The sequence below is a fragment of the Plantactinospora sp. CNZ320 genome (genome assembly GCF_002846275.1).
The window spans coordinates 3,899,258-3,923,074 of record NZ_PJMP01000001.1; the positions used below are offsets into that span (position 1 = coordinate 3,899,258).

The 23,817-nt window shown below is 72.1% G+C and carries 20 protein-coding genes; 7 read left to right on the plus strand and 13 right to left on the minus strand.

What is annotated here, in order from left to right; genetic code table 11:
- Window positions 1-48: 48 nt before the first annotated feature.
- The 3 genes from CLT71_RS17140 to CLT71_RS38055 form a co-directional block, all read right to left on the minus strand.
- Window positions 49-927, minus strand: coding sequence for an IS5 family transposase (locus tag CLT71_RS17140; protein WP_486483643.1), 879 nt, complete (start codon window positions 925-927; stop codon window positions 49-51).
- A gap of 442 nt (window positions 928-1,369) precedes the next feature.
- Window positions 1,370-1,651 (minus strand): RidA family protein, encoded by a 282-nt coding sequence (locus CLT71_RS17145; protein WP_486483308.1) that lies wholly within the window; start codon window positions 1,649-1,651, stop codon window positions 1,370-1,372.
- A 249-nt stretch (window positions 1,652-1,900) separates the two neighbouring features.
- Entirely contained in the window at window positions 1,901-4,828 is a 2,928-nt protein-coding gene (locus CLT71_RS38055) for a LuxR C-terminal-related transcriptional regulator (RefSeq protein WP_101367998.1), read from the minus strand.
- 151 nt (window positions 4,829-4,979) lie between these two features.
- Between CLT71_RS38055 and CLT71_RS17155 the strand changes: the two genes are divergently transcribed.
- From CLT71_RS17155 to CLT71_RS17165, 3 genes are read left to right on the plus strand one after another with little or no spacing between them, the layout of a single operon-like run.
- On the plus strand, window positions 4,980-5,333 hold the full coding sequence (locus tag CLT71_RS17155; protein ID WP_101367999.1) for a VOC family protein: 354 nt from the start codon (window positions 4,980-4,982) through the stop codon (window positions 5,331-5,333).
- Between the two features lie 41 nt (window positions 5,334-5,374).
- The gene (locus CLT71_RS17160; protein ID WP_101368000.1) at window positions 5,375-6,040 is read left to right on the plus strand and encodes a VOC family protein; all 666 of its coding nucleotides are present in this window, start codon (window positions 5,375-5,377) and stop codon (window positions 6,038-6,040) included.
- Between the two features lie 12 nt (window positions 6,041-6,052).
- Window positions 6,053-6,505, plus strand: a complete 453-nt coding sequence (locus CLT71_RS17165) for a DUF1801 domain-containing protein (protein WP_101368001.1) — start codon at window positions 6,053-6,055, stop codon at window positions 6,503-6,505.
- A gap of 102 nt (window positions 6,506-6,607) precedes the next feature.
- On the opposite strand, the gene CLT71_RS17170 is transcribed toward CLT71_RS17165, so the two are convergent.
- The 6 genes from CLT71_RS17170 to eno all read right to left on the minus strand — a co-directional run bounded on the left by CLT71_RS17170 (window position 6,608) and on the right by eno (window position 11,903).
- Window positions 6,608-7,444 (minus strand): DUF559 domain-containing protein, encoded by an 837-nt coding sequence (locus CLT71_RS17170; RefSeq protein ID WP_486483309.1) that lies wholly within the window; start codon window positions 7,442-7,444, stop codon window positions 6,608-6,610.
- A gap of 287 nt (window positions 7,445-7,731) precedes the next feature.
- A complete protein-coding gene (locus CLT71_RS17175) occupies window positions 7,732-8,679 on the minus strand; it encodes a Ppx/GppA phosphatase family protein (protein ID WP_101371527.1) in 948 nt (315 codons plus the stop codon).
- Between the two features lie 79 nt (window positions 8,680-8,758).
- Entirely contained in the window at window positions 8,759-9,307 is a 549-nt protein-coding gene (locus tag CLT71_RS17180; protein WP_101368003.1) for an amino-acid N-acetyltransferase, read from the minus strand.
- Window positions 9,304-9,915 (minus strand): DUF501 domain-containing protein, encoded by a 612-nt coding sequence (locus tag CLT71_RS17185; protein ID WP_101368004.1) that lies wholly within the window; start codon window positions 9,913-9,915, stop codon window positions 9,304-9,306. Before CLT71_RS17185 ends, CLT71_RS17180 begins: the two co-directional genes overlap by 4 nt.
- Window positions 9,912-10,586, minus strand: a complete 675-nt coding sequence (locus CLT71_RS17190) for a septum formation initiator family protein (RefSeq protein WP_101368005.1) — start codon at window positions 10,584-10,586, stop codon at window positions 9,912-9,914. The genes CLT71_RS17185 and CLT71_RS17190 overlap by 4 nt, the downstream gene beginning before the upstream one ends.
- A gap of 33 nt (window positions 10,587-10,619) precedes the next feature.
- Window positions 10,620-11,903, minus strand: coding sequence for a phosphopyruvate hydratase (eno, locus tag CLT71_RS17195; protein ID WP_101368006.1), 1,284 nt, complete (start codon window positions 11,901-11,903; stop codon window positions 10,620-10,622).
- A 235-nt stretch (window positions 11,904-12,138) separates the two neighbouring features.
- Here eno and CLT71_RS17200 point away from each other — a divergent pair, with 235 nt between their 5' ends.
- Window positions 12,139-12,855, plus strand: coding sequence for a hypothetical protein (locus tag CLT71_RS17200; RefSeq protein ID WP_101368007.1), 717 nt, complete (start codon window positions 12,139-12,141; stop codon window positions 12,853-12,855).
- Window positions 12,856-12,882: 27 nt separating this feature from the next.
- Here the strand turns inward: CLT71_RS17200 and CLT71_RS17205 are convergent, their stop codons facing one another.
- Window positions 12,883-14,520: a DUF885 domain-containing protein gene (locus tag CLT71_RS17205; protein WP_101368008.1), complete on the minus strand. Its 1,638-nt coding sequence runs from the start codon at window positions 14,518-14,520 to the stop codon at window positions 12,883-12,885.
- 160 nt (window positions 14,521-14,680) lie between these two features.
- On the opposite strand from CLT71_RS17205, the gene CLT71_RS17210 reads away from it, so the two are divergent.
- Window positions 14,681-15,625, plus strand: coding sequence for a DMT family transporter (locus CLT71_RS17210; protein WP_101368009.1), 945 nt, complete (start codon window positions 14,681-14,683; stop codon window positions 15,623-15,625).
- Here CLT71_RS17210 and CLT71_RS17215 read toward each other — a convergent pair.
- From CLT71_RS17215 to mfd, 3 genes are all read right to left on the minus strand, one after another.
- Complete coding sequence (locus CLT71_RS17215) at window positions 15,574-16,578, minus strand: nucleoside triphosphate pyrophosphohydrolase (protein ID WP_101368010.1); 1,005 nt, start codon at window positions 16,576-16,578, stop codon at window positions 15,574-15,576. The two genes, CLT71_RS17210 and CLT71_RS17215, sit on opposite strands and share 52 nt — an antisense overlap.
- A 91-nt stretch (window positions 16,579-16,669) precedes the next feature.
- A complete protein-coding gene (locus tag CLT71_RS17220; RefSeq protein ID WP_101368011.1) occupies window positions 16,670-17,392 on the minus strand; it encodes a hypothetical protein in 723 nt (240 codons plus the stop codon).
- A gap of 62 nt (window positions 17,393-17,454) precedes the next feature.
- Window positions 17,455-21,141 carry a transcription-repair coupling factor gene (gene mfd, locus CLT71_RS17225; protein WP_101371528.1) on the minus strand — a complete coding sequence of 1,229 codons (3,687 nt, stop codon included), beginning with the start codon at window positions 21,139-21,141 and terminating at the stop codon, window positions 17,455-17,457.
- Window positions 21,142-21,446: 305 nt separating this feature from the next.
- Between mfd and CLT71_RS17230 the strand changes: the two genes are divergently transcribed.
- Both CLT71_RS17230 and CLT71_RS17235 read left to right on the plus strand, forming a co-directional pair.
- Window positions 21,447-22,376, plus strand: coding sequence for a helix-turn-helix transcriptional regulator (locus CLT71_RS17230; RefSeq protein ID WP_101368012.1), 930 nt, complete (start codon window positions 21,447-21,449; stop codon window positions 22,374-22,376).
- Window positions 22,377-22,607: 231 nt separating this feature from the next.
- The gene (locus CLT71_RS17235) at window positions 22,608-23,432 is read left to right on the plus strand and encodes a TetR/AcrR family transcriptional regulator C-terminal domain-containing protein (protein WP_101368013.1); all 825 of its coding nucleotides are present in this window, start codon (window positions 22,608-22,610) and stop codon (window positions 23,430-23,432) included.
- Window positions 23,433-23,817: the final 385 nt, after the last annotated feature.

Below are 23,817 nucleotides of genomic sequence, written 5' to 3' on the forward strand. Positions count from 1 at the left end.
CCTCCCGCCACGATGCGGAGGGACGCTAAGGCGTGTTTCGTAAGTCGGTCAGAGCCACTCGGTGATGATGGTGATGGTCAGGACGGCTTGGAAGCGGACTGCGAGCTTGTCGTATCGGGTGGCGACGCCGCGGTGGCGTTTGAGTCGGTTGATGCCGTTCTCGACGGCGTGGCGGAGCCGGTAGAGGTCCTTGTCGAACGCGGGTGGCCGCCCGCCCTTGGAGCCTTTGGCCTTGCGGTGGGCGTCCTGGTCGGCCTTGCTGGGGATACAGGCCTTGATCCCCCGCTTACGCAGATGAGCGCGGTTGCCGCGGCTGGTGTAGGCCTTGTCGGCCAGGACCAGGTCAGGACGGGTACGGGGTCGGCCCAGCCCGAGGCGGGTCACGCGGATACGGCGCAGGACGGGGATGAACTGCGGACTGTCGCCGCGGTGCCCGGCGGTCACGATCATCGCCAGGACCTTCTGTCCCTGCTCGCAGGCCAGGTGGGTCTTGGTGGTCAGCCCGCCGCGTGATCGGCCCAGTGCGTGGTCGGCTGGTTCGTCGTGCACGCCGCCGGGCGACTCTTTCTGCAGGTGGCCGTTGGTGCGGGCGCCGGCGGCGTGTTGGTGGGCGCGGCTGGTCATCGAGTCGATGCTCACCGTCCAGCCGATCCGGCCGGCCGCGTCGCTGGCGGCTTGTAACGCGGTCAGGATCTTGTCCCAGGTGCCGTCACGCTGCCAGCGGCGGAACAGGCCGTAGACGGTGGGCCAGGGCGCGTACTCGGCCGGGACATCGCGCCATGGGGCGCCGATCCGGATCCGCCACCGGATGGCGTCGATGAGCTGTCGTTTCTCCCACTTCGGCGGACGACCCGTTCTCGGCGCGGCAGGCAGCAGCGGAGCCAGGACAGCCCACTGCCTGTCGGTCAGGTCGTGCCGCCTCGTCACCGCTACGCTGGGCACGAGGTCTCCGGTATGAAGTTCTTGCTTGGTCGCAGAACCAGATACCGGAGACCTCTTCAGTTGTCGATCACCGCCACGCCGTGACCTCGACACAGCCGGCCTGACTTACGAAACACGCCTTAGTTCCGGGAAAGAGTGGCTTCCTGACCCCGCGAAGCCACTCTTTCCCGGAATCTGTGCGACGTCCGCGGGTCAGCGGCGCTTGCGGAGGGCGCCGGCGAAGTCGGTGTGGAGGCGTTTCGCCGTCACGTGCAGGACCAGCCAGCCGGTGTTGAGTAGGCGGTTGAGACGTTGGCGGTTGCGGTGGAACCGGGCCGAATCGTTGTGCCAGAGGCCGTCGTACTCGACCTTGATCGAGCACCGGACATCACCCCACGGCTGCTATTCGTGCCGGCCGGCCGGCAGCCTCGACCGCGGCCGGCTGCCGTCACGCGACGGCGGTCCCCTCAAGTTCGACCATCAGGTCGGGGATCGCAAGCCGGGTCACCCCGAGCATCGTGGTCGGCGGTGCCACCCCGGCGGCACCCAGCCGCGACGCCAGCACGCCGGGGTGCGCGAAGAGCCCGTCGACGTCGGTGGTGTAGACGTTGAGCCGGACGAGGTTCGCGAGGGACATCTCGGCCCCGGCGAGTACGGCTTCCAGGTTGTCGAGGCTCAGCAACCAACTGCGCCGCCAGGTCACCGGCATCCCGGGGTCGCCCGTCGCCACCCATCGCGGCCTGCCCGGCGCAGTACAGCGTCCGGGTGTGCCCGGAGACGACCTCGCCCTGGTTGTAGCCCAACTCCACCGACCAGGTCCACGGGTTGACCGCCGTTCGATCCATTGTCAGCTCAGCTCTTTCGTCGCAAGTGTGGGCACGCCAGGAACGGCCCCCACGTGTCGACGAGCCTGCCAACCAATCACGACACCCTGCGTCATGTATTCCAGCCGACCGCCCGCATTCGCGAGCCCGAGTTATCACCCGGGCCGAACCAGCCCGTCAACGCCGCTGCCCATCGGGGCGACCCCAGGCCCGCTGCCCATCGGGGCGAGCCCAAGCTCGCGGAGCACGGCCGCCCCGCGCTCGGCATCGGCGCCGCCGGCCAGCAGCAGAGTCCGGCCGGACTGGTAGCGGCAGCCGGCCACCTCGAAGGCCGCTGCCGTGCCGAGCAGTGCCGCCCGGTCGCCGTCCAGCAGGGCTTCGGCCCGTGCCACCATGGCATCGGCCACCGGATTGCCGGCCACGATGGTCCGGGCCTCCGCCAGGCGGTCGCGAGCGTCAGGGCTCCCGGCGAGTACGGCGGCCTCGGCGCGCAGTGCGACGTACCAGTGGAGCCAGATCCAGGTGACCCACTTCCACACCTCGCCGGGCTCGGGTGCCACCCGCTCCAGCGCCTCCGGCGCCTGCCCCTGGTGCAGCAGGAGCATCGCGTCGAAGACCGCCCCGTAGCCGTAGGTACGCCCGCCCGCCGAGGTGCCGATCTGGTCCAGGATCTCCTGCCACTCGCCCCTTGCCGCCTGGTCGGCGCGCAGGCCGTGGATCATCGCCACCCCGGCCACCGCCGGAGCGAGGCCCGGCTGGGCCGGAGTGCCCGACCGCCGCCACCCGTCGAGGAACCGGACACTGCCGGTCAGCACCTCGGCGGCGTTGCCGGCCAGTGCCTCCATCATCAGCAGCCGGTACGTGGCGAGGTGCCCGACCTCGGCCAGCGCCGGATGGCCGGCCAGTTCCCGTGCCCACCGCCGGGCGCCCGGCACGTCCCCGGCGCCGAGGCCCGTCTCGGTGACCATGCCGAGAGCGTCGATCAGCTCGTGAGTGCCAGCCGGGGTATTTGGTGTGCCGGAGAGCAAAATGATCCGGCGCCGGGCCGTGGCCGCGACCGCCAAGGTGTCACCGGCCCAGCTGTGCGCGGCGGTGAGTGCGTCGAGTGCGGCCGACTCGGCGAGCGGGTCGCCGGTCCGGCGGGCGAGTTCGACCGCCCGCTCGGCGCGCGCGATCGTCTCCGGTACGGCGTTGTCCGGCGGGCCCTGGGCGGCACCGAACGCGTCGGAGAGCACTCCCGCCTCGGCCAAAGAAACCGCGGCCTGCGCGGCCGGGTCGTCGCCGGCCAGTTCCCGCGCCTCGGTGAGCAGCGCGAGCGCCTCCACCGGGGGCGGGATCCGCACGAACGTGCTCGAGAAGCGGTACGCGATGGTGGCGGCGGTCGCCAGGTCACCGGCCGCGCCAGCGGTGTCGCCGGCCCGGCGGGCGGCGTCGGCGGCGGCGCGCCGCAGGCGGTACATGTCGTCACCGATCGTCCGGCAGCCGGCCACGGCCGCGGCCTGCCGGTACATCGACGCGGTGACCGCGGGGTCGTCGGCGAGCGCGGCCGCCTGCTCGTAGCGCTGCTGGGACTCGGCGGTCAGGTGACGCGTGAAGGTCAGCTCTGCCAGGAACCGGGCGAGGCGACAGGCGTCCGCGCACTGCTCTGCCCGGTCGGCCGCCCAGGCGAGGGCGACACGGAGGTCGTCGGCCACCGCGTCGAAGCGGACCCGCCAGTCCGCCCCCGTCTCCGTCAGCCCAGCGGCCTTGGCCAAGCACCAGCGCAGGTGCCGGGACCGGGCGTCGACCAGCTCACCGGCCTCGGTGAGCCGCTCCGTCCCGTATTGGCGGATGGTCTCCAGCGCCCGGTACCGGGTGCCGCCCGGGGAGGCCGTCACCACCAGCAGGCTCTGTTCGGCGAGCCGCGCCAGCCCCTCGGCGACAAGACCCTCCTCGCCCCCTGCGCCCTCGAACCTGGCGCCCTCCGCCGCGCCGTCGAACCCGGCGCCCTCCGCCGCGTACTCGAACCCGGCGCCCTCCGCTACGTGCTCGGCTCCGGTGACCTCCGCCGCCGCCTGCGCGGTGAATGGTGCCACGAACACCGACACCCGGCGCAGTAGCACCCGATCGGCCGGCTCCAGCAGGGCGTGGCTCCAGTCCAGTACCGCCCGCACCGAACGGTGCCGCTCATCGGCCCGGGATCCGCCGGTCAGCATCCGGAGCGGGTGGGACAGCGCGGTAGTGATGCCGTCCAGCCCGAGCGTGGGATACCGAGCGGCGGCCAGCTCGATCGCCAGCGCCATGCCGTCCAGACGCTCGCAGATCGAGGCGACCTGCTCGCGCAGTGGCGGATCCAGCGGCCAGCCCACCGCCGCCGCCCGCTCCATGAACAACGCGATCGCGTCCGATCCACCGTCAACAGCCAGCGACAGCGGTGGCACCTGGTACACCCGCTCGAACGGCACCATCAGCCGGGCCCGGCTGGTCGCCAACACCGTCACCCCAGGGCACGCTGCCAACAGCCGCTCGAGTAGCGGCGCCACCCCGTCCAGTACGTGCTCGCAGTTGTCCAGGACCAGCAACGCGTGATGGCCGGCCAACGCGGCAACGACGGACCCGGTCATGTCCCGGCCGGGCTGCTCGCCGAGGCCGAGCGCTCCGGCGACGGCAGTCGCGATCATGCCGGGATCGGCGACCGGGACCAGGTCGACAAACCATACCCCGTCGGGGTACTCGCCAGCGGCTTCCGCGGCCACCGCCAGCGCGAGCCGGGTCTTACCCACGCCACCAGGGCCGACCGCGGTCACCTGACGGTGCGCCTTGATTAGCTTGGTCAGTTCGGTCCGCTCGCGCACCCGACCGACGAACGAGGTCAGCGGGGCCGGCAGGACCGGTACCGGCTGAGCCGGGCCGGCGACAGCCAGCTCAGGCACCCGCTGGGCGAGCGCACGCCGATCCGGGACCTCCAGCTTGCGCAGCAGCGAGGAGACGTGGGTCTCCACGGTACGCACCGAGATGAACAGCCGGGCCCCGATCTCGGCGTTGCTTAGGTGCTCGCCGACCAACGCGAGCACCTCGGCTTCCCGAGGCGAGATGTCAACCATTGCCCCATTCTGTCAGCCCCTCCGTGTCCCGATTCCGTGGCCGCTCCGTGGTCAGCACGGATCCGCACCGGACGTGCCGGCGGAGACGCTGTCTGCGTACCCGAACCGACCGGGCCGACGCGGCCCGCGACCAGCGATCGAAGGAGTAACCATGGCCGGTTCTGCCACCCCGGGAGTCAAGACCGTGCTGCATCCGGTGTCGGACCTGGCGAAGGCCAAGGCGGTGTACGCGGCCCTGCTCGGCGTGCCGCCGACGAGTGACTCGTCCTACTATGTCGGCTTCGACACCGGGGGTCAGCACATCGGGCTGGTGCCGGGCGGTGGCCCACAGGGCATGACCTCGCCGGTGGCCTACTGGCACGTACCGGACATCGAGGTGAAACTCGCCGAACTGACCGCCGCAGGCGCCACCGTGACGGAGCCCGCGCACGACGTCGGTGGCGGCCGCACCGTCGCCACCGTCACCGACCCGGACGGCAACGTCCTGGGACTGATCCAGGACTGACCCTGCTCCACCCCATCCGACCCTTATGGAAAGGCCCTGCCATGTCCTCCATCGAGTTTGTCACGCTCGAAGTGCCCGACCCCGTCGCCGCCAATGCCTTCTACTCCGGGGCTTTCGACCTGGGCGCCCGAGTGCGGGTGCGCGCCTCGCAGGCACCCACGACCGGCTTTCGCGGGTTCGCCATGTCGCTGGTGGTGTCCCAGCCGAGCAGTGTGGACAGCTACTTCGACACCGCCGTCGAACGCGGAGCGACAGCACTTAAGCCGGCCTCGAAGAGTTTCTGGGGCTACGGCGGGGTGCTACGTGACCCGTACGGCACGATCTGGAAGATCGCTTCGTCGTCGAAGAAGAACACCGGCCCGGCCAGCCGACACGTCGACGATATCGTCCTGCTGCTGGGCGTGGCTGACGTCGCCGCGACCAAGCGCTGCTATGTCGAGCGCGGCCTGCCCGTGGCCAAGAGCTTCGGTCGCAAGTACGTCGAGTTTGCCACCTCGGGCATCAAACTGGCCCTTTACGGCCGCCGTGCCGCCGCCAAGGACGCAGGCGTCTCCCCCGACGGCACCGGATCACACCGCCTCGTCATCGGCAGCAGTGCCGGCGCCTTCGCCGACCCGGACGGTTTCCGGTGGGAGGCCGCCGCCACCTCGTACGAACAGTACGGCCAGGCCAACACTGCCGATCTTGGCCTTCGTACCGAGCGATAGGAAGTGTCAACCATGAGTAGCGACGGCAACAGGACTTACCAGGGTTTCACCGCCGAAGAGCGCGCCGCGATGAAGGAACACGCCCAAGAGCAGAAGAAGGCAGCGCGCCGTGGCTCCCGGGCGGACAAGGCGGCGGAGGCGGAGCGGGACGTGCTCGCGAAGATCGCCGAGATGCAGGATTCGGACCGGATCATGGCCGAACGCGTCCATGCGATCGTCATCGCCAGCGCCCCCGCGCTCGCCTCGAAGCTCTGGTACGGGATGCCCGCCTACACCCTTGACGGCAAAATCATCTGCCACTTCCAGCCCGCCGCCAAGTTCAAGACCCGCTACGCGACGCTCGGCTTCACTGACCAGGCGAACCTGGACGAGGGCCCGATCTGGCCCACCGCCTTCGCCCTGACCGCCCTAACCGCCGACGTAGAGACCCGCATCAGCGCCCTCGTAAAACGCGCCACCACCTGACCTCCCGCCACGATGAGGGGAGGGGGACGCTAATTCCGGGAAAGAGTGGCTTCGCGGGGTCAGGAAGCCACTCTTTCCCGGAAACTGTGCGACGTCCGCGGGTCAGCAGCGTCTGCGGAGTCGGAGGGCGGCGCGGAGTTCGTGGAGGACGCCGGCGAAGTCGGTGTGGAGGCGTTTCGCCGTCACGTGCAGGACCAGCCAGCCGGTGTTGAGTAGGCGGTTGAGGCGTTGGCGGTCGAGGCGTTGGCGGTCGCGGTGGAACCGGGCCCGATCGTTGTGCCAGAGGCCGTCGTACTCGACTGCGACCTTGAACTCCGGCCAGGCCAGATCGGCCCGGGCCACGAAGCCTCCTCGGTCCTGCACGACGTATTGGGTCTCCGGCCGGGGTAGTCCGGCGAGAACGAACCGGACCCGGAGCCGGGACTCCTGCGGGGACTCACTACCGGGGTCGGCCAGGTCGACGGCGCGTTGCAGCAGCCGCCACCCTCGGTCAGGAGCCCGGCTCAGGGCATAGTCACGCAGTTGCGGGACGGTGACGATCCGCCGAGCGAGAAGCTGATCGAGCAGCGTGACGGCCTCGATCAGATCGACCCAGCGGGCCAGGTCCCAGCAGGTACGCCCCGGGCTCGTCACGGGAGTTCCCCGCCGGGACCGGACGTCGCCGGGTGTCAGGCTCGCGGTGTGCACCCGGAGCCCGGCCATCGGACCGAGCCGGGTACCCGACGGCACCAGCACCTCGACCGGTGCGTCCGGCTCGGTGAGGTTCGTAGCGCCGTACAGCACAGCCGCCGAACGTCCGGCGATCGCCGCGCCCTCGGGTAGCAGCCACCGCCCGACGACAGCGCAACGGGTGTGGTGCGGCACGGCCAGCTCGGCGTCCGCGTAGATGTCCCGGAAGAGAGGTCGCCAGGCGGAGCTGCGGAGATCGTTCTTGGTCAACAGCCCACGGGCGACCGCCCGCGAGCCCCGGAAAATGCGCCCGCGCAGTTCCGGAAAATGCGCCCGCGCAGTTCCGGCGGACGTCGAGCCATTCTGGACATCCCGCCACGCTGTCCCCACCCCACCCACCCCCGCCGTCCCAACCCCGCCCCCTGTGCAAAACCCCCACCCCTGTGGACAAAGGAGGTTCGCACCAGTTCGCCGAAAGAGTGCACTGACCAGGGACGGAGGGCACTCTTTCCCAGAAGTAGGGCGCGCCGGGGTGAGGTGCGGCGGCGCCCGGCCGATCAGCGCAGGAGGCTGTAGGCGATGCCGTCGAGGATGTCCCGCTCGCTGGCGATCACCGAGTTCATCCCGGCCCGCTCCATGATGATCCGGAGCACCAGCGCACCGGCCCCGATCACGTCCGCCCGGCCGGGATGCATCACCGGAATGGTCAGCCGCTCAGCCGATGAGCGGGCCAGCAGGTCGGCGGTGACCTTGACCACGTCGGCGTACGAGACGCGGGCGTGGTGGATCCGCTCGGGGCGGTACTCCGGCAGGCCCAACGCGATCCCGGCGACAGTGGTCACCGAGCCGGCCAGTCCGATCAGGGTGGCCGCCTCCCGGCCCGGTACCGCCGACAACGCCCGGTCCACCACCGCGCCGATCTCCGCCTCGGCCGCCGCCAACTGTTCCGGCGTGGGCGGATCGCCGTGCAGGTGCCGCTCGGTCATCCGCACGCAACCGATGTCGACCGAGATCGCCGCGTCCACCGCCGCCGCGCCGCCCCCGGCCGGCCGTCCGCCGACCACGAACTCGGTCGAGCCGCCGCCGATGTCGACCACCAGGTACGGCGCCCGCACCTCGTCGTCGAGTCCGCGTACCGCGCCGCTGAAGGAGAGCCGAGCCTCCTCGTCGCCGGTCACCACCTCCGGCTCGACGCCGAGGGTGTCCAGCACCATCGACCGGAACTCGCCCGCGTTCGAGGCGTCCCGGGAGGCGGAGGTGGCACACATGCGGATCCGGGACACGCCGAGCGACTCGATCGAGGTGGCGTACCCGATCAACGCCTGCCGGGTCCGGTCCAGTGCCTCCGGTGCCAGCCGGCCGGTCCGGTCGAGGTCCTGGCCCAGCCGGACGATCTCCATCCGCCGGACCACGTCGGTCAGCTCGGCCGCCGGCCCGTCGGCCGGGTCCGGCAGGTCGGCCACGAGCAGCCGGATCGAGTTCGTGCCGCAGTCGATCGCGGCCACCCGGTTAGTCACGATCTTCACCCTACGTCGTCGGAGTCGCGGCGACACGCCGTCGCCCGGGTGAAAGCGCCGAGAGCCGTCAGAGCCGGAGCAGCATCCGGACGTTGCCGAGGGTGTTCGGCTTGACCCGTTCCAGCCCGAGGAACTCGGCGACGCCCTCGTCGTACGAGCGGAGCAGCTGCTCGTAGACCGCCTGCGGCACCGGTGCCCCGTCGATCTCGACGAAGCCGAAGGAGGCGAAGAAGCCGGTCTCGAAGGTGAGCACGAAGACCCGGGAGACCCCGAGTTCGCGGGCCGTGGTCAGCAGCTCCGCCACGATCCGCTGGCCGATCTTGCGGCCTCGGTGCGACGGATGCACCGCCACGGTCCGGATCTCGGCCAGGTCCTCCCACATCACGTGCAGGGCACCGCAGCCGACCACCGTACCCTCGGCCGGATCGACCGCGACCCAGAACTCCTGGACGTCCTCGTAGAGCGTGACGGTGGCCTTGCTGAGCAACCGCCGCTCCGGGCTGTAGGTGTCGATCAGGTCGCGGATGCCGCGTACGTCGGCGGTCCGGGCACGCCGGATGATCAGCTCGGCCGGGGCCGGGGCCGGGGCCGGGGCCGGGGCGTCGTCGCCGGTCATGCCGCCGGCTCTCCCGACCGGGCCGACTCGACCGGCTCGACGCAGGGGCCGGCGGCCCACCACTGTTCGAGCAGCTCCAGCACCTCGTCACCGAACGGGTTCACCCCGGGTCCGGCGGCCAGCGCGTGCCCGAGGTGCACGTGCAGGCACTTCACCCGGCCGGGCATGCCGCCGGCCGAAATTCCGTCGATCTCCGGCACGGTGCCGATCGCGTCGCGCCGGGCGAGGTAGTCGCGGTGTGCCGCCAGGTAGCGCTGCGCCAACTCCGGGTCGGTGCCGAGCCGCTCCTGCATCTCCCGCATCAGCCCGGCGGACTCCAGCCGGCTGCACCCGGCGACCGCGCGCGGGCAGGTCAGGTAGAAGAGGGTGGGAAACGGGGTGCCGTCGGCGAGCCGTGGGGTGGTCTCCACCACGTCCGGCTGGCCGCACGGGCAGCGGTGTGCCACCGCCCGGGTGCCGCGCGGGGTCCGGCCGAGCTGGGCGGCGACGGCTGCCAGGTCCGCCTCGGTGGCCGGCTCCCGCACCGGTGCCGGCACGCCGGCCGCCGCCGGCTCCGCACCGGCCCGACCCGCCGCATCGGGTACGCCGACCGGGTCGGAACCGCTCACCGGCCCGCCTTGTCCGGCTCGTTGGCGGCCTGCACGCTGGACCAGAGGGCGTCGTACCACGGCTCCGGGGCCCGTTCGGTCGCATTCGGGTCGACCCCGGCGTCCCGGGCGGCACCCTTCTGGTCGGTGAGCACCACGTACGGCGTGTCGCCGGGTACCACCATGAAGAACCGCTCCCTCGCCTGGATCTTGACGTATTCCGGGTCGTCCCAGAGCGCCGCCTCCTCGGTCAGGTCACCGATGAGTTCCCGCTGCGCCTGCTGGGCCGCCTCGATCCGGGCGATGTCGGACTGCTGGTCGAGATAGATCCGTACCGGATAGGTGTAGGCCAGCGCGAGCGCCACCAGCACCCCGACGAGTACCGTCGCCCGGCCGGTGTAGCGCCGGGGATGCTGGGCGTACGTCCGCTTCACGGCGCGGGCGGCGACGGTCCGGCGGGCCGCCGCCGGCCGGCTGCCCGAGCGGGCGCCGTCCGCGCCCCGCCCGGTCCCGGAGGCCCGGGTCGAGGCGGCCCGGGTGGCTCCGGGGAAGCGTGCCTGGCCCTGTCGTGGCTCGGCCCGGGAGCCCGGCTCCCGACCCGAGGCGCGGCCGGTCCGGGACGTCCCGGACCGGCCGGTACGATCCGGCCGTCGAGTCGGGCCCTGCCCGCTCGGCGTACGGCGTTGCGTCATCGCCGTCGCACCCCTCCCCCGAAGGCTGACCCGTCAGTTCGAACGGTAACGCGGAAAGGCGCCGGTGCCGGCGTACCGCGCCGCGTCGGCCAGCTCCTCCTCGATCCGCAGCAGCTGGTTGTACTTCGCGACCCGGTCCGAGCGGGCCGGTGCGCCGGTCTTGATCTGGCCGCAGCCGGTCGCCACCGCCAGATCGGCGATGGTGGTGTCCTCGGTCTCGCCGGAACGGTGGCTCATCATGCACTTGAAGCCGGCCCGGTGCGCCATGTCGACCGCCTCGAAGGTCTCGGTCAGCGAACCGATCTGGTTCACCTTGACCAGTACGGCGTTCGCGGTCCGCTCGGCGATGCCCCGGGCGATTCGCTGCGGGTTGGTGACGAAGAGGTCGTCGCCGACGATCTGGACCCGGTCGCCGAGCGCGGCGGTCAGCCCGGCCCAGCCGGACCAGTCGTCCTCGGAGAGCGGGTCCTCGATGGAGACGATCGGGTACTCGTCGGCCAGCTTGTGGTAGTAGGCGGTCATCTCGTCCGCCGTCTTGGTGCCGCCCTCGAAGGTGTAGACCCCGTCGTTGAAGAACTCGGTGGCGGCGACGTCGAGCGCGAAGACGATGTCGGTGCCGAGCCGGTAGCCGGCCTTCTCGACCGCCTCGGCGATCAGGTCGAGCGCGGTCGAGTTGGTCGGCAGGTCCGGGGCGAAGCCGCCCTCGTCGCCGAGCCCGGTGGCCAGGCCCTTCTTCTTCAGCACCGACTTGAGCGCGTGGTAGACCTCGGCGCCCGAGCGCAGCGCCTCGCGGAACGAGGGCGCGCCTATCGGGGCGATCATGAACTCCTGCACGTCGACGTTGGAGTCGGCGTGCGCCCCACCGTTGAGGATGTTCATCATCGGCACCGGCAGCAGGTGCGCGTGCGGGCCACCCAGGTAGCGGAAGAGGCTCAGCTCGGCGCTGTTCGCCGCCGCCTTGGCCACCGCCAGCGAGACTCCGAGGATGGCGTTGGCGCCCAGCTCCGACTTGTCGTCGGTGCCGTCGATGTCGAGCATCTTCTGGTCGATCAGCCGCTGCTCGCTGGCCTCGTAGCCGACGAGCTGGTCGACGATCCGGTCCTCGATGTTGGCGACGGCCTTCTCGACGCCCTTGCCGTTGTAGCGGTCGGAGTCGCCGTCGCGCAGCTCGATCGCCTCGAAGGCTCCGGTCGACGCGCCGGACGGCACCGCGGCGCGGGCGACCGTACCGTCGTCCAGCCCGACCTCGACCTCGACGGTCGGGTTGCCGCGCGAGTCGAGAATCTCCCGGGCGACGATTCCCTCGATGGTGGCCACTGTCCTGCTCCTCAAAAATCGAAGTCTGTCCATCGATGATCGATGGCGGTCCGTCCCCGTCGCGGCGGTGCGGCGCAGGCTCCCGCAGGCAGCCTATCGGTCCGGTCCGGGACGACGGGCGCTGCCTCCGGGGGCGGCCGACGGAGCGCGGGACCGCCCGACATTTGTGGAGATCCTTCACAGTACGTGGGAACCGGTTTGCGCGCGCTTGACCCGATCGGGAAGGCTGTGGGCCATGCCGGCTGTGTCGATCTCACTCCGGGTACTCGCGGGGGCGATCATTTCCGTACTGACGATCTCCGGGTGCCAGACCCTGGACGACGCCGGTCGGGTGATCGGCCGGGCAGACCTGGTGAACGACCTCGCCGCCCGGCTGGACGGGGCCAACGAGCTGACCTACTCGGCCGACTACCAGCTTCCGGGTGGCCAGAGCGCCTCCATCGCGCAGTCGCAGGACCCGTTGCGCGCGGCGTACACCTATCCGGGTGGCAAGTTGACTGTCACCGCGGACGCGACCACGGCCTGCGACACCAGCACGAAGCGGCCCTCCTGCACCATCACCGCACCGCCGGCGGTGAAAGACAAACCGTCGCTCACCGTATTCGCCGACATGAACAAGCGCGGTCTGGTCAGCCCGCCGGTGGTGGTCGGACTGCTCACCGCCGCCGCACTGGACCCGGACGCGACGATCCGGCAGTACGACACCACGGTCGCCGGCCGGCACGCCACCTGTGTCGAGGTCGACGAGCTCAGCGATGCCCCGGCGACCGGCTTCGACGCCTGCATCACCAGCGAGGGCGCGTTGGGCAGCTTCACCGGTACGGTCGACGGCACCGCCCTGGAGGTCGCGCTGAGTCGCTACCGCGACGCGGTGGAGAGCAGCGCCTTCGACCTGCCGGCCGGTGCCGGACTGGTCGACCGGCGGGCCGAGGCGGACCGCCAGCCCGCCTGACCCGCCAGACGCGGTCGTACCCGTCCGTCAGCCGAGGTCGTACTCGTCCAGGCCGAGCAGGGCCGGCAGGTGCCGTGGTGCCGGGGAGCCGTGCGCCAGCATCGCGTCGTGCCACTGCCGGACCGAGACCCCGGCCGGCCGGCGCGCGGCGATCCCGGCGACCTGGTGGTAGCCGACGAAATAGGTGGAGAGCTGGGTCGAGGTGAGCAGTGCGCGGCGCCACTTGCCGGCCGCCTCGCCCTCCTCCTGGAAGCCCCGCCCGATCATCAGCGCGAGCGCGTCGGACTCGGACAGCTCCTCGCAGTGCGTCAACTGGTCGAGAATCGCGTTGATCGTCATCCGGAGCTGCATCTTGAGCTGCTGCAACCGTACCGCCAGCCCACCGAAACCCCGCGCGGCCATCGCCTCCTCGGCGTAGACCGCCCAACCCTCGATGAACGGCCCCGAGTGGCCGAGCGCGCGGGCCCGGCTGCTGCCCCGGTAGCGGCGGGCGTGCGCCAACTGGAGGAAGTGTCCCGGTACCGCCTCGTGCACGGTCAGGTTGCGGATCATGTGGTCGTTGTACTCCCGGAAGAACGACTCCACCCGGGCCGCCGACCAGTCCGCCGGGGTCGGCGCGATGCAGTAGTACGTCGGTACCGCCGCCGGCTCCAGCGGTCCGGGCGCGTCGCAGTAGGCGACCGCCACCCCCCGGTCGTGCTCGGGCATCTCCCGGATCACGCAGGCGTCGTCGACCAGCGACACCAGCTCGGTGTCGGCGACGAAGTCGAGCACCTCGTCAAGGGTGGTCCGGGCCAGCGGCACCACCGAGGCGTTGTCCGGGTGCTCGTCGGCGAGCAGGGACAGCGCCTGGCGTACCGTCTCGTCCGACGCCGGGCCACCGACCAGTTCGACCGCCGCCGCGCGGATCTCCTCGGTGACCCGCTCCAGGTTCGCCCAGGCGGAGTCGAGGACCTGCCGGGCACCCAGCTCGGTGTCCAGGGTGTGCCAGAGCCGCGCCTCCCAGAGCCGCCGCCCCAGCCGGGGGTCCCGACCCGGCCCGGTGTCGTCGCGCAGTCCGGCCCGGAGCCGGTCGGCGAACCCGGTCAGCTCGCGGACCGCCTCTCGGGCGACCGGCTCGACCACGTCGCGCAGCTCGGGCGCCTCGGCCAGCAGGGCCGGCACCTGGTTCCGGACCAGCGCCGCCGCGCCCTCGAACTGCCCGACGGCGGTCTCGGCGTGGATCCGGGGTACGTCGTGCAGCACCGCCCGCGCCGTCGCCAACGCGTCCGGTACGGCGGCCAGCCGCGCGGCGAGGCTGGTCAGCCGTACCTCGGCCGGGGCGAACGGCCGGGCGAGCAGCGCGTGCAGCAGCGGTCCCGGGTTGTGTACCAGCGGGTTCCACTCGTGCGACCGCACCTCGGTCAGCTCGAAGATGCCCCGGTCCACGAGCGCGGTGAGTACGGCGTGGTCCACCTGTTCCGGTACGTCCAGCTCCTCGGCGTCCACCTCGGAGAGCGCGTGTGCGGCGTCCCGCAGCATCGCCACCCGCCCGGCGACGGCGTCGGCGGAGCGGTCCGGCAACTGGTCGTCGAAACCGTGTTCGCCTACCGACGAGGCCAGGTCGGGGTCGCTCGCCAGGAGCGCGTCGACGATCCGTTCGGCGAGCGGCACGAATGGTGGCATGGGAAAAACCTAGACGATCAGGTCGGCCCCCGTCGGCCCCCGTCGGCCGGCGCATCGGCTCGCCCGGTCGCGGGACCGGTGACGCGTGCACGTATGGCCCTGTCGAGGCGACCGGGTTTGGCTCTGTCCCCTGGACCAAACGGCTCCTAGCGTCGGTCCGGTGAAGCTCTCCAACCCGGTCGCGGTGCTGCTCTGTGTCGTCGGGATGGTGCTGGTCGGCAGCTCCGTCTCGCTCAGCCAACTGGTCCTCGACTATCCACACCTGACCGGGCAGGCGGTCAGGTACGCGCTGGCCGCCGCCGTACTCTTCGCGCTGCTCCACCGCTTCCCGCGTCTGCTGGCCGGCGACACGCCCCTGCCCGGCCGGCCGAACCGGCGGGAACTGGTCGTGCTGACCACGCTCGCGCTGACCGGGATGGCCGGGTTCAACGCCTGCGTCCTGATCGCGCTGCCGCACGCCGACCCGGCCGTACTGGGCACCTTCATCGGGGCCGCACCGCTCGGGCTCGCCCTGCTCGGTCCGCTCACCAGCGGACGCCGTCCGGCGCTCCGACTGGTCGCGGCGGCCGGCATCGTCGTCGCCGGTACCGCACTGGTGCAGGGCAGCGGTCGGGCGGACGCGACGGGGATCCTCGCCTCGCTCGGGGCGTTCGGCGGCGAGATCGCGTTCTCGCTGCTCGCCGCGGTCGTACTGCCCCGGCTCGGACCGGTACGCGTCGCCGCGTACAGCTGTGCGCTGGCCGTACCGCTGTTGCTGCTGGCGGCGATCCCGGCCGGTGAACTGGGCAGGTTACGGCTGCCCACCCCGACCGAGGCGGCCACCTTCGGCTACCTGGCGGCGATGATGACCGTGGTCGCCTTCCTCGCCTGGTTCACCGGGCTGCGCAAGCTCGGCGTGGACCGGGCCGGGGTACTTGTCGGGTTGATGCCGATCGCCACCCTGCTCACCGCCGCCGTGCAGGCCGGTCGGCTGCCGCATCCCGGGCAGACCGTCGGGGTACTGGTGGCGGCGGCCGGCATCGCCGTCGGCCTGGCCGCGGGCCTGTCCCGGCGTCAGGACGGGGGTACGGAATCCCGTTCGGCCGAGCGCACCATCGCCGCGTAGGACAGGGTCGCCTGGCGCAGCGCCGCCTCGGCGTCCAACCCCGCCGCCCGGGCCCGGGCCACCGTCTCCAGCAGGGTCGCACCGAGCCGTACGGACTCGTCCGCCCCGTCCGGCGGCGCCACCGGCGGCAGGTCCAGCCCGGCCCGGGCCACCCGGTGCAGCACCTTCGCGGCCAGCGCCAGCGCCGGCTGGGAGAGCGCGACCCCGTCGAGTACCGAGGCCCGGGGCTTCTCCGCCCGCTTGATCCGTTCCCAGTTCTCGATGATCTCGTCGATGCCGCCGACCTCGGTGTCGGCGAAGACGTGCGGGTTGCGCCGGACCATCTTCGCCACCAGCCCACCGGCCACGTCGTCGATCGACCAGCGCTGCTCCTCGGGCAGGTTCTCCGCCAGCCGGGCGTGCAGCACCACCTGCAACAGCACGTCGCCCAGCTCCTCACGGAGCGCCACAAGATCGTCGGCCGCTATCGCGTCGTACGCCTCGTAGCACTCCTCCAGCAGGTACTGCGCCAGCGAGGCGTGCGTCTGGGCCCGTTTCCACGGGTCACCGCCGGGCGAGGCGAGCCGGTCCATCACCGCGACCGCGTCGAGCAGCCGGGCACCGGGCGGGTCCCAGGAGCCGTACATCAGCTCCAGCTCGGCGAGCCCGGGTTCGCGGGCCAGCCGCAACCCCAGTTCCCGGGCCAGGTCCTCGTCGCCGGCCGGGCCGGCCAGCCAGACCGCCGTACCGTGTGTGGCGACCGTGGCCAGCAGGTCGGGTACCGGACTCGCGGTCACCGTCACCTCGGCACCCGCCGCGCGTACCGCCGTGGCCAGCTCGCTCTCCGCTCCGGCCAGCACCGGGAAGCCGCGTACGACGTCCCAGGCGGGCGCGGTGAGCAGCCCGGCCGGCAGCCGGGGCGAGGTGACCAGCAGCACGATCCGGCCGGCCGGACCGGGCGGTACCCCGGTCATCGGCCGGTGGGGGTGGTCGACGGTACGGTCATCGCGGTCCCCGGACCCAGAGTGGCACGACCGGTGGTACCGGCGGTGTGCTGCCGGCCGCTCAGCGGGCGTCGACCACGGTGTCGGAGCCGGACGGGCCGATCGGGACGACAAGCGCCGGGCTGCTGTCCGAGAAGGTCAGCACCGGGTATTCCAGCGGGCGGTAGCGCGGGTTGACAGTGATGTCGGAGCTGTCCAGCGCCTCGGTCAGGGTGTTCCGGACCGCCAGCGCGCGGCGCAGCACGTCGCCGTCGAGCTGCTGCCCGGCCTCGCCGTCCTTGGCGTCCGGCGGGATCACCCCGGCGGCCCGGCCCCGGGTCACCACGTCCAGCAGCTCCTCCTGGGTCGGCGCGACCGGCTGGGCCACCGGAATACCGGCCCGGCAGGCGTCCAGCTCGGAGAAGAGCCGCACGTAGCGGGAGTCCACCGGCAGGCCGGTCGCCTCGGCGATCCGCTCGATCGGAGCCTGCTCGGACGGCTTGAAGCCCTTGTCGGCGGCGAGCTTGAGGCAGACCTCCCGCATCACCAGGGTGCCGACCACCTCGGTCCGGCTCGGCGTCTTCGGCCCGGCGGCACCCGGCGCGGGCGTGGCGCCCGGTGCGGCGGCGGCCGGCGAGGTCGCCTTGCTCCGGACGTCGTCGAGCACCGAGGTCACCTCGTCCTCGGTGATCTTCTTGTCCCCGAGATAGACCGCGACGCTGGAGTCGGACCGGCAGGCGGACAGGACGGTGGTGCCGAGCACGGCAATGACCGCGATCGAAGCCAGACGACGGGCACGCTGCATGCTCGACACTCTCTCACGCAGCCCAGCCGCCCTCGGCACGGGGTCGGGCTCCCCGCTCGGCCTCACCTCGCGGCCTGCCCCGGCGCACCCTGTCCCGCAGCAGCCTGTCCCGGAGCGGCCTGCCCCGACGCCGACCTCGCGGGCTCGCCGAGCACGTCCCGCAGGAGCTGGGCACACCAGTCCAGCAGCGCCTGGTCGCGCAACGGCTCGCCACCGATCCGCCGGGTCGTCGGGCGCGGCACGCTCACCTGGTCGGTCGCCGACTTGTAGACCGCGTCCGGGTGGTAGCGCTTGAGCCGCAACTGCTTCGAGTCCGGCAGCGGCAGCGGGGAGAACCGCAGGTGCCGCCCCTGGGCGGAGACGTCGGTGAGCCCGTACGCCCGGGCCAGCAGCCGGAACCGGGCCACCGCCACCAGGTTGGCGACCTGCGCGGGCGGCTCGCCGTACCGGTCGGTCATCTCGGCGACCACCTCGGCCAGCCGGTCGGCGTCCCGGGCCTCGGCGAGCTTGCGATACATCTCCAGCCGGAGCCGCTCCACCCCGATGTAGTCGTGCGGCAGGTGCGCGTCCACCGGCAGGTCGACCTTGATGTCGGCCTCCTCCTCCGGTGCCTCGCCCTTGAACGCCTGCACCGCCTCGCCAACCATCCGGACATAGAGGTCGAACCCGACCCCCTCGATGTGCCCGGACTGCTCACCGCCGAGCAGGTTGCCGGCGCCCCGGATCTCCAGGTCCTTCATCGCCACGTACATCCCGGCACCCAGCTCGGTGTGCTGGGCGATGGTGGCCAGCCGCTCGTGCGCGTGCTCGGTGAGCGGCTTCTCCGGCGGATAGAGGAAATAGGCGTACGCCCGCTCCCGGCCCCGACCGACCCGACCCCGGATCTGGTGCAGCTGGGCCAGCCCGAGCAGGTCGGCCCGCTCCACGATCAGCGTGTTGGCGTTCGGGATGTCGATGCCGGACTCGACGATCGTGGTGCAGACCAGGACGTCGTACTCCTTCTCCCAGAAGCCGACCATGACCTTCTCCAGGGCGTCCTCGCCCATCTGGCCGTGCGCCACCGCGACCCGGGCCTCCGGCACCAGCTCCCGGATCCGCCGCGCCGCCCGGTCGATCGACTCGACCCGGTTGTGCAGGTAGAAGACCTGACCGTCACGGAGCAGCTCACGGTGGATCGCCGCCGCGACCTGCTTGTCGTCGTACGCCCCGACGAAGGTCAGCACCGGGTGCCGCTCCTCCGGCGGGGTGGCGATGGTCGACATCTCCCGGATGCCGGTGATCGCCATCTCCAGGGTCCGGGGGATCGGCGTCGCCGACATGGTCAACACGTCCACGGCGGTACGCAGCGTCTTCAGGTGCTCCTTGTGCTCGACCCCGAACCGCTGCTCCTCGTCGACAACCACCATGCCGAGCGACTTGAACCGGGTCGCCGACTGGAGCAGCCGGTGGGTACCGATCACGATGTCCGCGCTGCCGTCGGCGGCCGCCTCCAGGGTCCGCTCGGCCTCCTTCGGCGTCTGGAACCGGGAGAGCTGCCGGATCTGCACCGGGAACTGCCCCATCCGCTCCGAGAAGGTGTTGTAGTGCTGCTGGGCCAGCAGCGTGGTCGGGACCAGCACGGCCACCTGCTTGCCGTCCTGCACCGCCTTGAAGGCGGCCCGGACCGCGATCTCGGTCTTGCCGTACCCGACGTCGCCGCAGATCAGCCGGTCCATCGGGACCGACTGCTCCATGTCCCGCTTGACCTCCTCGATCGCCGCGAGCTGGTCCGGCGTCTCGGTCCACGGGAAGGCGTCCTCCAGCTCCCGCTGCCACGGGGTGTCCGGGGCGAACGCGTGCCCCTTGGACGCCTTGCGGGCGGCGTAGAGCTGGACGAGCTGGGCGGCGATCTCGCGTACCGCCTTGCGGGCCCGCGCCTTGGCCTTCTGCCATTCGGCGCCGCCCATCTTGTGCAGCGTCGGCTGCTCGCCGCCCACGTAACGGGAGAGCTGGTCGAGCTGGTCGGTGGGGACGAAGAGCCGGTCACCGGGCTGGCCGCGCTTGCTTGCCGCGTACTCGATGACCAGGTACTCCCGGTCGGCGCCGTTGACTGTGCGCTGGACGAGTTCGACGTACCGGCCGATGCCGTGCTGCTCGTGCACGACGTAGTCGCCGGCCCGCAGCTCCAGCGGGTCGATGGTGTTGCGCCGCCGGCTCGGCATCTTGCGCATGTCCCGGGTCGACGAGCCCCGGCCACCGGTGATGTCGTTGCCGGTCACCACCGCGACCCGGGCCGAGGGGTCCAGGAAGCCGTGGTTCAGCGAGCCGCAGGTCACCACCAGCTCACCGGCGGCCGGCGGTGCCGGGACGGTCTCGGTCAGCGCCGCGCCGAGCCCGGCGTCCCGGAGCACCTCCACGGCGCGCTGCGCCGGCCCGTGCCCCTCGAAGACCAGCGCCACTGCCCAGCCGTCACCGACCCAGCGCTTGAGGTCGTCGACGACCCGGGCGGTCTCGCCGTGATAGAGCGGCACCGGCTGGGCGGCCAGCGCCACCGACTCACCGGTGTCCGGCACCACCGTCACCTCGGGCTCCGGCTCCACCGCCCACGGCTCGACAGTGGCGGCCGGGCCGGGGGCGGCCTCGACCAGGCCGAACGGGGACGCCGACCACCAGGGCTGGTTGAGGGCGGCGGCGGTGGCGCGTACCTCCGCCAGGGTCTTGAAGGCGGCGGCGCCGAGGTCGACCGGGGCCTGGCCCCCGACGGCGGCGGCGGCCCAGCTCGCCTCCAGGAACTCCGCCGAGGTACGCACCAGGTCGTGCGCCCGGGTGCGGATCCGCTCCGGGTCGCAGAGCAGTACGTGGCTACCGGCCGGCATACAGTGCAGGACGAGTTCGAGCGAGTCCGCGCCGATCAGCGCCGGGGCCAGCGACTCCATCCCCTCGACCGGGATCCCCTCGGCGAGCTTGTCCAGGATCTCGGCCAGCTCGGGGTGCTCCTCGGCCAGCTCGGCGGCCCGCCGCCGGACCGGCCCGGTGAGCAGCAGTTCCCGGCAGGGCGGCGCCCAGAGCGCGGGTACGGCCTCGATGGTCCGCTGGTCGGCGACGGCGAAGGTGCGGATCTCCTCCACCTCGTCGCCCCAGAACTCGACCCGGGACGGGTGCTCGTCGGTGGGCGGGAAGACGTCCAGGATGCCGCCCCGGACGGCGTACTCCCCACGCTTGGTGACCAGGTCCACCCGGGCGTACGCCAGGTCGGTGAGCCGGCGGGCGGTCTCCTCCAGCCCGGCCTCGGCCCCGACGGCGAGCCGGACCGGTTCCAGGTCGCCCAGCCCCTTGAGCTGGGGCTGCAACACCGAGCGGACCGGGGCGACCACCACCCGGACCGGGCCGGGGTGCTCGGCGAGGTCGGGGTGGGCCAGTCGGCGGAGCACGCCGAGCCGCCGGCCGACGGTGTCGGACCGGGGCGAGAGCCGCTCGTGCGGCAGCGTCTCCCAGGCCGGATAGACCACCACCTGCTCCGGCGGGAGCAGGCTGCCCAGCGCGGCGGCCAGGTCGTCGGCCTCCCGGGTGGTGGCGGTGACGGCGAGCACCGAGCGGCCGGCACCGCCCGCCTCCTCGCCGGCCGCCACGGCGGCGACCAGGAAGGGTCGCAGCGCGGGCGGGGCGGTCAGGTCGAGCCCGTCGGCGTCCGGACCGCCGGTGCGGGCCAGCGAGCGGGCCCGGGCCAGCGCGGGATCACGGAGCGCGGCGGTGAGCAGACCGGTGAGCACGCAGATCACAACCTTGCAGATGGGCACGCGGAAAGTGCCCCACGCCCGATGCGGACGGGGGGTGCGGGGTGAGGCAGGACCCGAGGCGTTGCCGTGCCGGAAAGGGCCCCTCCTCAACGCCGTCGTAAAGCCTATCCCCTGAGCCCGACAAACCCTGCGGCACGGCCGGCACCGCGCGAGCGCGACCCGTAGCGGAGCCATCGGCGGGCGCCCGACCCGCAGCGCAGCCGGCGCCGTTTGCGGCAGGATCCGGGGACAACCCGAGAACGTCGCTCGGGCGTTTCCCTCCAAGAGGAGGAGGCGCGATGTCCGATTCTCCAGATGCGATGCCCGGTTTCAGGGACATGCCCGGCCCGGACGGACGGGTAGAGGCACGGTGGCGATGGCTCGGCAAACCGGACGGGACGGGCCTCTACGAGGTGTTGTGCCACAACACCGACCGCGGCTGGAGACCCGCCCGGCCGAGCGGCCACTTCACCGTGCACCTGGCCCGCTCCGGCGGCTATCTGCGCCGGCTCAACGGGCGGGAACGCTTCGTCGACCCGACCTCGGCACTGTTCCTCAAGCCCTCCGACGACCTCATCGTCTCGCACCCGCTGCAATGCGGTGACAGCTACACGGTGATCGAGGTCGACCCGGAGGTGCTGGCCGGCTCGGCGGCCGGGGAACGGTGGCTGGGCGGCGCCGGTTGGGAGGGCCGACTCCGCGCCGACCTGGATCTGGAGCACCGGGCCCTGGTCGCGGACGCGGTGCGCGGCATCGACGACTTCGAGCTGACCGAACGGACGCACCGGCTGCTCGGCCGCCTCCTCTCCGCCGGCAGCGACCGGCCCGGGGACGATCTGGACCGGGCGGTACGACGCCGGCCCGGCACCCTCGCCGCGCACCACCGCTTGACCGATCGGGTACGCGAGATGGTCAGCGGCGGCGGCTACGCGCTCGGCCTCACCGAGCTGGCCCGGCAGGTCCACTGTTCGCCGCACCACCTCAGCCGGGTCTTCCAGCGGACGACCGGGCAGAGCCTGACCGCCTACCGCAACCAGATGCGGACCCGGGCCGTACTGACCGCGCTGGCCGCCGGCGAGGTCGACACCCTGCGCGGCCTGGCCGCCGAGTACGGCTTCGCCGACCAGTCCCACCTGACCCGTACCCTGCGGCAGCAGCTCGGCCACTCGCCGACCCAGCTCCGGCGGCTGCTGGCCACCACCGCAGCGGCGGAGCCGGGCCGGATGTGAGCACGAATCTTCAACGCGGTTGACCGGTACCGGCGACAGCATCCCCAGCAGTACCGGTGATCGATCCCGGTGACGGGCGGTCCGGGTTCGGATCTCGCGAAGCGGCCTCGACCGGCGCTCCGACGGGGGAGATCCGGACCGGGACCCGTCCAGCGACGGCTGCCGGGCGCGGCATCATTCGCGTACGGGATACGAGAAGTACCATCGGGCCGTACCCGAAGGAGGCGGACGATGGCGGTGGAGCGCAGCGGCGGCGGGGATCCCGTCCGGACCCTGGCGCTGCTCTGGACCGCCCAGCCGTCCGGCTCCCCGGGGACCGCCGGTCGCCCCGCCCGGGGTCGCCCGCCCCGGCTGACGGTACGCCAGATCCGGCAGGCCGCGATCGCGGTCGCCGACCGGGATGGGCTGGCCACCATGTCGATGGCCCGGGTCGCCGAGGAGCTTGGCGTCGGGACGATGTCGCTGTACACGTACGTCCCGGGCAAGGCGGAACTGATCGATCTGATGGTCGACGGGGTGATGGCCGACCGCGACCTCCCCGGCCCGGACGAGGTACGCCCGACGGGCTGGCGGGCCCGGATCGAGCTGTACGCCGAGCGGACCCGGACCATGTACCAGCGCCACCCGTGGCTGCGGGAGGTCTCCACCGTCCGCCCGCCGCTGGGGCCGGGCCTGCTCGCCCAGCAGGAGTACCTGCTGGCCGCACTGGCCGACCTCGGCCTGCCGGCCCGGCAGACGGTCGCCGCCGGCAACGCGATAGTCAGCTTCGTCGACGCCGCCGCCCGGCAGCAGGCCGAGACGGACCAGTTGGAGCGGGTCACCGGGCAGTCCACCGACGAGTGGTGGTCGGACCGGGACTCGTTCTGGGCGGAACACTTCGACGTCGAGCGCTATCCGGCGATGAACCGCACCTGGGAGGCGGGCGGATTCGTCGACACCCCGGACGCGATGGCCGACGCCTACCGGTTCGGGCTGCGCCTGCTGCTCGACGGCATCGCGCGCACCGTCGAGGCCGCCGGCCGCCCGCCCGCGCAGGATGACCCGCCCCGCCGGTGACCTGCCCGGGAGGCATGGCTCACCTCGGGAGGCATATTCCTCCCCGGCACACTGTCGAGCTGGGTGCAAGGACGGGGCAGGCGACGACGTGCGCACGGACGGGGCAGCCCCGTGCCGCGACGGACTGGGCCAGGAGCCTTGGGTGGGCAGGGAGTCTCAGGTGGGCAGGGCGTCCTGGATGCGCAGGGCGTCCTGGATGCACAAGCGGGGCAGCTCGACAGCCTGCCCGAGGCGGTATCCCCGCCAGGTCCGGCAGCAGACCGGGGTCGGGCGTGAGCAAACTAACGATCACTGGAAGGGCGTCCGGGAAGTCGACATAAGGCGCCTTTCGCCGGCAGCGGATAGGCTCTACCAGTGTCGGCGGCCAGCCTGCACGGCACGGGCC

Bases quoted from the DNA above. Each gene is read 5' to 3' on its own strand.
- CLT71_RS38055 (WP_101367998.1), bottom strand. From the start codon at position 4,828: ATGGTTGACATCTCGCCTCGGGAAGCCGAGGTGCTCGCGTTGGTCGGC.
- CLT71_RS17155 (WP_101367999.1), top strand. From the start codon at position 4,980: ATGGCCGGTTCTGCCACCCCGGGAGTCAAGACCGTGCTGCATCCGGTG.
- CLT71_RS17160 (WP_101368000.1), top strand. From the start codon at position 5,375: ATGTCCTCCATCGAGTTTGTCACGCTCGAAGTGCCCGACCCCGTCGCC.
- CLT71_RS17165 (WP_101368001.1), top strand. From the start codon at position 6,053: ATGAGTAGCGACGGCAACAGGACTTACCAGGGTTTCACCGCCGAAGAG.
- CLT71_RS17180 (WP_101368003.1), bottom strand. From the start codon at position 9,307: ATGACCGGCGACGACGCCCCGGCCCCGGCCCCGGCCCCGGCCCCGGCC.
- CLT71_RS17190 (WP_101368005.1), bottom strand. From the start codon at position 10,586: ATGACGCAACGCCGTACGCCGAGCGGGCAGGGCCCGACTCGACGGCCG.
- CLT71_RS17200 (WP_101368007.1), top strand. From the start codon at position 12,139: ATGCCGGCTGTGTCGATCTCACTCCGGGTACTCGCGGGGGCGATCATT.
- CLT71_RS17205 (WP_101368008.1), bottom strand. From the start codon at position 14,520: ATGCCACCATTCGTGCCGCTCGCCGAACGGATCGTCGACGCGCTCCTG.
- CLT71_RS17215 (WP_101368010.1), bottom strand. From the start codon at position 16,578: ATGACCGGGGTACCGCCCGGTCCGGCCGGCCGGATCGTGCTGCTGGTC.
- CLT71_RS17220 (WP_101368011.1), bottom strand. From the start codon at position 17,392: ATGCAGCGTGCCCGTCGTCTGGCTTCGATCGCGGTCATTGCCGTGCTC.
- CLT71_RS17230 (WP_101368012.1), top strand. From the start codon at position 21,447: ATGTCCGATTCTCCAGATGCGATGCCCGGTTTCAGGGACATGCCCGGC.
- CLT71_RS17235 (WP_101368013.1), top strand. From the start codon at position 22,608: ATGGCGGTGGAGCGCAGCGGCGGCGGGGATCCCGTCCGGACCCTGGCG.